This is a genomic window from Ohtaekwangia sp. (assembly GCF_036786105.1).
Classification (GTDB): Bacteria; Bacteroidota; Bacteroidia; order Cytophagales; family Cyclobacteriaceae; genus Ohtaekwangia.
In genome coordinates this window covers 1-11,236 of sequence record NZ_DAIQRQ010000100.1, presented here as the reverse complement: position 1 = coordinate 11,236, position 11,236 = coordinate 1, and the positions used below count along the sequence as shown (strand labels likewise).

Genomic DNA, 11,236 nt, shown 5'->3' with positions numbered 1-11,236 from the left:
TGTGCATGAGTGTTGACCAGCTCAGGGTAACTTTCCTGTTTCCGAATTGCGCCTTGAGGTCTTTTAGTTCCATCATCGGGTTTTCTTCAGTCGCATTTACTACAGCTACACCGGGTTCCAGCTTTATAGTTTCGGTTGCTATTTTGATGCGATATATATAGCGTTTCCCCTTCTGTGCGGAAGGGTCTTTAAAGAACAAGGCACCAGCTTTTGCTGCTTCGATTGACAGATCGCACATGAGCAATGCTATACCAAAACGATTTTCAAGCTCGTTGTTTTTGGCTAAGACCGATGCCAGATCATTGGCCGAAAAATTGGCATTGAAGTCCTTGCCATATAGCAACTCCTGAAGCACGGCAGCTTCATCTGAGGTCTCGGCAATCTTATCAAATTCTGCTTCGGTGAGCGTTTTTAAAGGAGTGGGAGTGATTGTAGTTTGTGAACCGGGCTCCAGCTCGCCATCGGCACGGAGAGTAAATCTTTCAATGATATATCCGTATTTATTTCCCAGTTGCCAGTAAGAAGGATCTGTGGGAGCCCATCGCAACCAGACACCATCTGCTTTTGATTTTGACAAGATAGCAACAGACGTTTTTTGCTGTGCAACGGCAACAGCGCATATAACTACCAGAAACAGAAGTCCAGTGATTTTACGAATCATGATTTACCAACTAGAATTTAATGGATACCTGTGTAGTAAAGTTAGGTTTTTCCGCACCCGGTAACGTATATTTTACATCGACCGGATAGCTGCCTTCAAGCAGGTCAGTATACCCTGTATCGGTCATCAGGCGTTTAACACCTGCAGGACGACTTCCCCAGTTATCCAGGTATTTAGCGGAGGCTTTATTCAGTAACTCATTGTAGTCCCAATAAGCATAATACGACAGATAATATCCGATCAGTACCGAGCCGCTGGTGGCAGGTGCTTTGCCAGCCGTGACATTGGAATCTGTGAGTTTAAAAGGATCTACACTGCCCGTAAGTTTTACACCTTTGAGTGGCTTGATACCGAGTACATCCGGTTTCCGCCACGAAATCGTAATGTCGTTATCATAAGGATACAGATCGTATAGTAACGGAGAGATCACATTTTTGAACCAGGCGTTATCTGGTGAAGCTACTACCTGTACCAAAGGTTCCATGCCCTCTTTGCCATGCAATTCATAGTCATCGAATGATTCAGTGATACTCATGCGTTTGCCGATTACAGCCACATTACCTTTAGCTACATCAAATGCATCCTGGCCACTGCCGAGCGCTAGCCATTTTTCACCGAAGGTACTGAACTGACTGGCCCGGAACGCCGATGAATATATTTCCTTCTCTACATTTTGAGTAACAGTTCCGGCAAGTGTATTGGAGTTGGTGGTCATTTCATTTCCATCTCCTGCATCTACGGTCACTTGCTGTCGCTGCACATTTTGATCAACAGGCCCATTCGATTGAGGCTTTTTGATAAAGGTCATGGTATAGATCGCCTGCTTCTCCAGTGCAGGGAAGCTGAAGTTTGCTTGGGCTTGTGCTACATCATACGCCAGCGGCACTTCACTTACTTTGCCTTTATTGTCTCTGAATCTGGCTATATAATCCCAGGTTGTAGTTCCTTCTGTTGCCTGGAAGAGATACGCCTGCCCATAATTTAATTTTACATAACCGGCTCCTGATTCGTTGATGTATAAATTATACTGGTAATTGATCGGGTAGCTGTACGCTACATTTTCTTCCGGTATAAAGTCAGGTGCTTCTCCGGTTGTAAATTGCGTTTCCTTGGTTTCGGTAATTACTACGTTGTCGTTATCATGCACAGCTTCCCATAAGCCATTGCCCGATCGTTTCTCCCAATGGATTTTGGCAGAAACATTCAGGTTAGATTTAGGTGGCAATATCTCAGCGGTTTTGAGAATAGCTACATCATTGCTTGCATTCCATTGGATTGTACCGGGAATTTTTGTTCCGTCTTTTGACAATGTGAATTCATCCAGTACAATTCTATAGGAGTTTACGTTGTTTTGAAAATCAGTCATACTGAAATCTTGCCCTATAGCGGTGTTAAATGAAATCTGCGGAGCGGTGAACACATTTACATCGGTGCTGTTGGGGTCAGGTTTAATATCTGCGATCACAACAATATCTGCTACCTCTGCACCTTGCTGCAGCATTTCACATTGTTCACCAATTTCAAATTTGAGATTGAATTTACCTTTTACCAGACCACCAAGTACTGAATATCTACCCGCCAGCATACCGCGCATCCAGGCGGGGTTCGGAAGATTGGCCTGAAGCAGGGCAGCCAGACCGAGGCTTACTATATCAAATGATTTCTTCTTTACTCTCAAACCGACTTTGCCTGTCAGGAATACGTATGCCTGCCCGGAAGCATACCAGCCATTGATACCGAGTCGGCCATCGCGTCCTACGCATTGTGCATTGCCATAATTACGAAGCATGATGTCTGTTCCTGCACCTACTGCAATCATTACATAAAATGGTCTGAGCCGATCTTTCGAGTCGAAACCGATTTTAAAATGAACACCCGCTGCAAAACCTTTACCACCGGCGGCAGCAAGGTCATCACGCATCAGGCGTAAGTCTATATCTCCGAATATTTCCTGCACTTCAGAAGGCGGCAAAGGAAGGTTTTCGATCTTCGTACCCACCATGAAATAGGATTGTGCAGTAGCCAACCCAAGTATATTTACACCAAACATCGAGCTGGGCCGTCCTATATAGGTATACCAGTCATGTTTATCCACGTGTATTACCGCTTCTCCCACTAAACCTTCGGGGCCGATACCGTTGACAACTCCTGCGAGATTAATATAGGTTTTAAGATTTGAATGAAAGACATCGTTATCATTATCGAAGAGCATGCTCATTTGAGCCAGAATTGTTGCCTTAGGGGCTTCGCCACCTTTAACGCGCTGGCGCGATTTGGTGGGCGTTAAGAAGAACGCTGAACCATCAAAGCGGATATATTTTAAACCACCGCCCTGATTGAACTGTACTTCGAACATCACATCAGCATTGATCGCATTGTCGTTGGCAACCACCAGCGATACACCGGCTAAAAATCCAAGCCCCGCTTTTCCGTCAGGTATATATACCAGATAATCTTTTTGTTGAAGAGCATTTACGCCTTCCACACTGCCGATCTGCGAAAAATCGGGTTGCAGAGGTTGCTGCCGCACCATTTTGTAAGATGCACCCCCCTGGATTCCCGTCAGGAATACAGGTGGAAATATAGGTATCTGCCCTACCGGAACATACGCATCCAGGTGCCAGTACCGGAAATCATCTTTACTGCCAAAGTATGCATTTACCTTGATTCCTTTTTCTAATATCTTCCTGATAGCAAAAGCAACGTTTCCGTGAAAGCCATTTCCGTATACCGGATCATCTTCATATATCGTTAATGATCCTTTCAGCGTGAAAGCCTGTGTCTGTACATCAATGGCTATATCGCGTATCTTTACCTTTTCAAACTTCCACTCGTGTTTCGTATGGGTATAGGTGGGGCCGTCATCGCGGGAAACAGTAACCTGTTTCTCTTCCATCCTGGCAAGTATGTCCAAGTGAGTAGAGGCGCCAAACGGCTTATCTTCACGGTTCATGAAGCTAAGTGTCAGGCCGAAGCCCAGTGCAACCTCTCCCTGGTATATACTCAGTTTTATATCGTTGATCTGGAGCGGGAAGTTGCCAAGCCCTTTGGATTGGCCCATACCAATAGTAGAGAACTCGCCACTGGTAACATAAGGTTTAGCTGTGGTGAGGCCGAGGTTTTGAAATGCAAGTCCTTTTGCATTCAGCTTTCCACCAACCGTAATTGTACCATGTAGCAAGGCAGATGGAATAATTTTCCCGTTGCCTTTCTTCTCCAGGGCTATAACAGAACCTTTGTTGAGTTGTATAGTAGCAGATAGCGGTGTTTGAAAGACCATTGAATCAGGAATAGCAATGGCAAAGCGGAAATTCATGTTATTGTTTTCCTGCTCAATCATGGCGCTATAGCCCGCAGGCTTATCGCCAAGGAAAGGTATGCCTAAATAACCTTCCAGCGATCCACCGGTTAACCGGTTAAGCTCAATCTTTGCGGAGAGTTTATCTACTGAGAAAGGCCAGCCATCGGCAGACCCCTCATTCAGCGGAATCAGATCAGTAGCAGTAAATATACCCGATACACCAAGGTCATCTATAATGAGATTTCGGGCGGATATAGAGAAAGGTTTTTTACTTGCATTCGCGGTACTGTCACCAGACAATCCTTTTATCCGAACCGTGAGGTCTTGCAGGTAGAAGCCACGCCATAAATTTATGTCCGCTCCATAGGTTTGCTGATAGCCCTGTGGGAATATAAATCCCGAAGGGTTAACGATATCGCTGTAGTCTACCACGGCATTGTGTACTTCAAAGGACACGTCATCCAGACCACTTATACGAAAAGGCGTAATAGTAATGGTGGCCATGATGTTGTTGATGTCGTGCGTGTTGATCTCAAAACTGGCCGTTACGGTTTTGATGCCTTTCGCTAAATCCGGGTCCGGTTTCAGAAGACCGTCTGAGAAAATGAAATTCCCTTTGAGATTTATGGTTTTAAAGCCGTCACAATCAAATTCTATGTAATTGTGGCCGTCTGCGGGTAGCTCAAGCGTTAGGTTATCGTTGACTTTTATGGATTGGGGGCTTACCAGAACCAGTTTCATTTGTGCAGAGCCTGACAGCACACCGCCATTGAAGCCTATATTTTTCGCTGCGAAGGCTATAGGTTTGGTGGTTCCCGGTATAATTACTGAAGCATAGGCACTATAAAACCACCCATTTTTCTCCCCCCAGTATGCACTATCAATAACTATAATAGTAGTTCCGTTGCAGCCTTGCGGAGCTATACCGATAGGTAAACTGGTAAGGTCGTTTTCTTTTAGTTTGGTTGTAGTTTTGCAATTTTCCTGTACAACCTTACATTTTGAAATGACTGCATTTTCAAAGCCGGAAACTAATTTATAGTCGGCTTGCGCATGAGCGAAGTAAGTATAGGAAAGAAAAAATATTGTTAAAATGCGCGAAACCACGCTGAACTGCTTAAAAGCCAACATACAGTAACGATTGAGTTTAGTACTGTCAAAATATGGCTTAAAGCCGACTTTACGGAAACGAAAAAGAGAGGTATAATTGTTTATCTTACACTGTAAGAAACATACATTAAAGGGAAATAATTGATTTTTGAGGATTAATACTTTTACAATCGGCGAGTTGAAAAATTCGTCTAGCTGTGTAAGTGATGTCTTAATCCCCTAGTTGGCATGAGTAAATTTTTACGGTGTGCATTTTTTTGTATAGCCTTTCTATCGGTTTCTCCGGGGTTCGCCCAGACCTACAATGTTCAATTCTATGTAGAAAAAGCTTATTTCTCTGGCTATAACGGTGATGAGTACGGTCCCCGTATTCGATTATATAAATATCAATGGAAAGATGAGTGGGGATATGCACTTTGGCTAAATGATAACTGTATCAAACTCCCGAACATTCAAACGGGGTGGCTGGACGTTGGCCGGACGTATTCGACCACCGTTAATGGATTGGTGTTTGATTTCGGAGTTGTAACACATGAAGAACGTAAAGCATCAAGCGATGACTGTACTTCACAAGGCGTAAGCGGGGTCACTACCCGTAAGCCCGACCGCTATCAGGCCGAGGTCTGGAAATCAATTAACCTAAATGACTATGCTCCGGGGGTTTACTCACCTTCTTTCGTCATGCGAACAGTGAGCGGTAGCACGTATGTAGATACCTATATAAAGGTTCGATATACTCCGGTTGCGCAGAGTGCCCCGAACGGAAATGCAGGACAGAATTGCTCCAATGAGAATTATACACTTACCGCCCAGAATGCGCCTGGTTATGAAAGTGCAACCAATACAACCGGGCTTACCTATAAATGGCAGTATACAATTCTTGGTGAGACTGTGCCAAATCCGGATTATTACAACTGCCTTGAAGGATGTACTCAGGACTACAATAACTGCTTAAGTGAAGGCATTGGCTTTGCGTGTGATGAAATGTATGATCGTTGTACAACGGACTGCTCCAGTTATTACCCTGAAAGTCTGCCACTCTGGCGCGACCTGACTGTAACAGATGATCCGACCATTACCTTCAATCCATTACAGGCTATATTTAATGGAAGCCTGACAGCATCGCAAAGTGTGGCCTTCCGGTTAAAAGCCGTTGGGGCCGAATCAGAGAGTGCCTATAGCGCCTCTTCCATATATTATCAATTCGTGCCACCCCCTCCCGATGCTACCACGGTTACTACAGAACCTTCGTGCCCGTTGGGAGCCAACGGTATAGTACATGTCAGCGGTGTAACAAGTCAGTTTAGCACCTATCGGTATATATTAAAACAGGGGAATATCGATAAACTCGGGTGTAATCCTGATACCGATGGCAGTTGCTTGTCCGCATCCGATATTTCGGGCAGCGCTTCCGGTGGAAGTTTTGATATACCGAATGTAAAACCTGGAACTTATACACTGTTCTTGTTAAACAATGCTGGCACAGAAGGATTTTGCCCGAGAAGGGTGGGTGTATATACTGTACCTGTGGTTGCCGATCTGAAAGCCAATTTCTCCACGCCCCAGAATCTGGCGTGTAACGGAATAAATGAAGGAGCCATCGCTGTAACTATTTCGGACGGAAAATATAGCTCTGTAACATACGATCTGCTGAATCAAACCACAAACACATCAGCTTCGCTGGGTAGCACTACGGCTAACGCTACGGTAACATTTGACAAACTATCGCCCGGTTCGTATCGACTTACTGTTAGTGATGGTTGTACCCCCACGGTAACAACCAACTTCGATATAACACAACCTGTCAAAGTCAGCACGGTTGAATTTCAAAAGGTAGATGCTACTTGTACTGATCCCGGTAACGGTACAGCGAAGATTACCGTATCGAAATCAGCAGCACCAGACGTTTCAGTCTCATCGGTTTATACCTATCAGATTTATAAGGATGGCACATTATATAATACACTGGATTTAACAGCTGCTACCTATACATGGACAGGTTTACCGGTAAGCGCTGATTATAAAATAATAGTAAAAGAAAAAGATGGTCTGGATTGTAACGGAGCCGTTGTAACCTTTGCAATAGGCGGGCCGGCTGCTTTAGGTATAAATACACCGTTGATAAGCGATGTGACGTGTTATAATGGCGCTAACGGCGCGATCACTGTTTCAGGTACAGGAGGAACAGGAAACTATATTTACGAACTCTCCGGAACAACTACACTTTCCAATGCGACCGGAGAATTTACCGGCCTTATTGCGGGAGATTACATCATCACAGTTCGCAACACTATTACCTGTAATGACAAATACGTTCACCCCACCATTACAATAAGTCAACCAACGCAGGTAACGGCTACCATATCGGGAAAAGATATATCCTGCTACGGATTAACGGATGGAGAAATCTATTCTGATGTAACCGGAGGCACGCCCTCGGCCAGTGGCTATCGCTATACCTGGGAAACACAAATAGGCTCGTCATGGTCGCAACTGAGTGCCACTACTCCCGGTCTTACACGCCTGGGTGAAGGGACTTACCGGTTAAAGGTAAAGGATGACAAAGAGTGCCCGGCAGTTTCAAACGAGGTTTCAATTGCAGAGCCGGGGCCAATAGGTATAGCTCATGTACAGGTTAATGATATAAAATGCCTGGGCGAAACCGGAAATATAGCAATTACAGGATCGGGCGGAACGGGTGCTTATACATTTGCCTATTCTGTTGACGATGGAGTGAATTTTAAAACATTCGATGCATCAACGCCATTGACGGCCAATGTATATCAGGTAAGAATTGCCGATGTAAACGGATGTAAGTATACCGATCCGGGTAACTATGCCATTACAGAGCCATCGGTAGCATTAAGCTTTACCGAAACACTGTCTGATTACAATGGTTATACTATATCGTGCTACGGAGGCAGTAATGGTACGGCTACCCTGGCTGCCAGCGGTGGCAATGGTGCCAGCTATTCCGGTTACACCTACGCAGCAGACAATGGCGAGTTTCAGCAAGACCCGCTGCTTACGGGTATATACGCGGGAGATCATTCTTTAAAAGTGCAGGATGGCAGAGGTTGTGTGGTCTCGAAGACAATAACCTTTACGCAGACATCCGCCAGGCTGGCTCCTGTATTGGTTGAAAAGAAAAATGTAACCTGCTACGGTGATGTTACCGGTATATTGGAATACACCGGCGATGGAGGATTACCTCCGTATCAATTTAATCTGAACAACCGTGGGTTTCAGGACCAGGGTAGATTTACCGGGCTTGCTATTGCAGAGTATACCATCGTTATAAAAGACAAGAATGGATGCGATAATTCAACAACCGATAATATCGTAGCGATCAATCCTAAAATAGAAATTGCTACCTCCATAACAGATGTGAGCTGCTTTGGTGGAAATGACGGAGCTATAGTAGCCTCGGTAACGGGTGGTGTCGCTCCCTTTCAATACCAATGGTCGGGCGCTGCATCAACGGCTGCATCTGCTACCGGGCTTACTACCGGTGACTATACCGTAACGGTAACGGATCATGCCGGTTGTAAAATGCAGGCTGCTTCCCTTGTTCAGCAACCTCTTCAGGCATTACGGGCAGATCTGGCAACTGTGCCGGTTTGTTATGGAAGAACCAACGGCTCAATTACGGCAACGATTAAAGGTGGTACTGCTCCGTATCAATATTCCATCGATAACGGAGCAACCTTCCAAACAGATCCTGTTTTTATACGAGGTGTCGGTAATTATACCATCACATCCAAAGACAGTAAAGGCTGCCTGGTAACAGCGTCAACCAGCATCGTTCAGCGCAACGATAAGCCTGAGCCTAATTTCCTGGTAGCCACAACGCGCAATGCAAGGGATACTTTGGTAATCATAGATGTGAGCGTACCCAAACCGGATTCTATATACTGGGTGTTTGATCCGCAGGCTATTGTAATCAGCAACGATCAATGGTCTCCACAATTACGATTCCTGGATGCGGGGACTTACTTTGTAAGTATGACGGGCTACTTTGCCGGATGCGATTATTCGGTAACCAAGAACATGACCGTAAGCCCATACGATCCTGATATTGAAAAAGAAAAACTGCCGGGCTATAAACCGATACAAAGTGTTTCGGTAACTCCCAATCCATCAACCGGGAATTTTGAACTTTCTGTGACTCTATCCAAAAAATATAACCTCTCTGTTCTGGTGTATGATGTGCTTGGCAACAGGCATTATGAAAATACGTGGGACGGTGTTGAAGAAGTAAAGCAATCCATTGAATTGACCGATGTATCTGCGGGAGTATATCTGCTTCGGGTTATTACAGAGTCAGACGCAGAAGATGTTAGAATACTGATCAATAAATAAATTTTTCGTTGCCACATGTTTACTATACGTTTTAGAAAAATTTATGAAATGATCAGCGTCTGCACAGCAATATTGCTGTTGACTATATCGTTCAATGCCCGCGCGCAGTTTTACCCCGTACAATCCACACCTCAGCTCATTCCACCTTACTCGGTATACCTGAGCGACTATGCTACGCCCGGCAATGAAAAGCTTCGGGTAATTCTGGTGCAACGCGACTTAACACAACCATCGTATCAGCTGCGCCTCGTGATGAGTGTAGAGCTGAACGGAAAAATTATCATGCGCACTTCGCGCACCTATAATCCGCCTCCGATCAGTTTAAATCCCGGTATACCCACCGTAATATCCGGAGCAGAGCTGGCGCCTTACCTGGACAGCCGCAATATAGATTTTGCCGGATACAGCAAGGAAGAATACGAAAGAACCAAAGCACTTCCGGAGGGAAGTTACCAGATCATCTTTACCGCGTATGACTATCGCCGGCAAGATGTGCAGGTAAGTAATGCGGGAGGTACATTTTACTATTTAGCCAAGAGTGAACCTCCGTTGATCAATTACCCGGCATGTGGCTCCAAAATACCGATGCGCGTGCCGCAGCAGCTTATCTTCTCCTGGCTTTCGCGTAACACATCATCTCCCAATTCGGCAGCCGACACCGAGTATCAGCTTGAACTTTTTGAGACACGCCCGGCCGGCAGAAATCCAAATGATATCGTGTTGAGTACACAGCCTGTATTCAAAACACTGCTGAGCACAACGCAATATGTATACAGCCCGGCAGATCCGCTGCTGCTGGAAAACATGACTTACGTATGGCGTGTGCGCGCTATCGATCGCAACGGTAAAGATGCATTTCGGAACAACGGCTATTCAGAAGTATGTACGTTTGTTTACGGAGGTGCCGATCCTGATTTTAACATCGGTGTGGTAAAGAGCCTGCAGGCCGAAGCCCAGACTGAACGAATGGCAAAAATCTGGTGGCAGTCCGGTGACTTTGATGGTTACCGTGTGAACTATCGCAAGACCGGCACAAACTACGAGTGGTTTACCAGTAACCTTACTGCCGATCAGTTCAAACAAGATGGAAGTATAAAACTATATGATCTGGAACCCGATACCGAATACGAAACACGTGTGCAGGGGAAAAGTAAAGGATACTTCGGCGGCTATACCGATGTAGTAAAGTTCAGAACACCACCACACAAAATTCCGCAGTGTGGCAATCAGCCGGCTGCAACGCAAAATGATATGGGCAAACCTTTCCTTACCGGCATTAAAGGCTCCGTTGTAAATGCGAATGATATTGATGTTACCCTGCTGGATATAGTAAATCTCGGTAATGGCTGGTATAGAGGTGTAGGCCACATGAGCATAGCGCATTTGGGCGGTGCTTCTTTTTATGTGCAGTTTGATCGCATCTATATACGTGACGACCGTAAGGTAGTTCGCGGACGCATGGATGTGGTAACGGAAGGTGTGGCCTCGCTGGTTCAGCAACAGATGGCGAATGCAACTGTTAAAGCGCAACAGCAAACTCAACAACAGAACCGCGACCAATGGGCCGGTACTGATTTCTACAACAAGATCATTTCGTATGATGTAGCCATTGATACCATCACTGCCGAAGGTATAGGCTATCTCAACATTACCGATGCCAATGGCAATGTAACCACCAACGCAGAAGTAGCACAGATACTCCTGGCATCTCCCGACAAAGCAATTATTATACAAGACAAGAATGGCGATCAGTTCGTAGTACAGAAGGATGGAGATAAAACGAAAGTTACCAAGGTTCCGGG

General features: G+C 45.3%; 4 protein-coding genes. 2 read left to right on the top strand and 2 right to left on the bottom strand.

Features of this window, described 5'->3' with window-relative positions:
* A partial coding sequence (locus tag V7Q33_RS22485; RefSeq protein WP_333821379.1) for a hypothetical protein occupies window positions 1-661 on the bottom strand: 661 nt, incomplete at its 3' end.
* 10 nt (window positions 662-671) lie between these two features.
* The gene (locus V7Q33_RS22480; RefSeq protein WP_333821378.1) at window positions 672-5,093 is read right to left on the bottom strand and encodes a hypothetical protein; all 4,422 of its coding nucleotides are present in this window, start codon (window positions 5,091-5,093) and stop codon (window positions 672-674) included.
* 207 nt (window positions 5,094-5,300) lie between these two features.
* Here V7Q33_RS22480 and V7Q33_RS22475 point away from each other — a divergent pair, with 207 nt between their 5' ends.
* Together V7Q33_RS22475 and V7Q33_RS22470 are read left to right on the top strand one after the other, a co-directional pair.
* Entirely contained in the window at window positions 5,301-9,434 is a 4,134-nt protein-coding gene (locus V7Q33_RS22475; RefSeq protein ID WP_333821376.1) for a T9SS type A sorting domain-containing protein, read from the top strand.
* 48 nt (window positions 9,435-9,482) lie between these two features.
* On the top strand, window positions 9,483-11,236 hold a 1,754-nt coding region (locus V7Q33_RS22470; protein ID WP_333821374.1), incomplete at its 3' end, for a fibronectin type III domain-containing protein.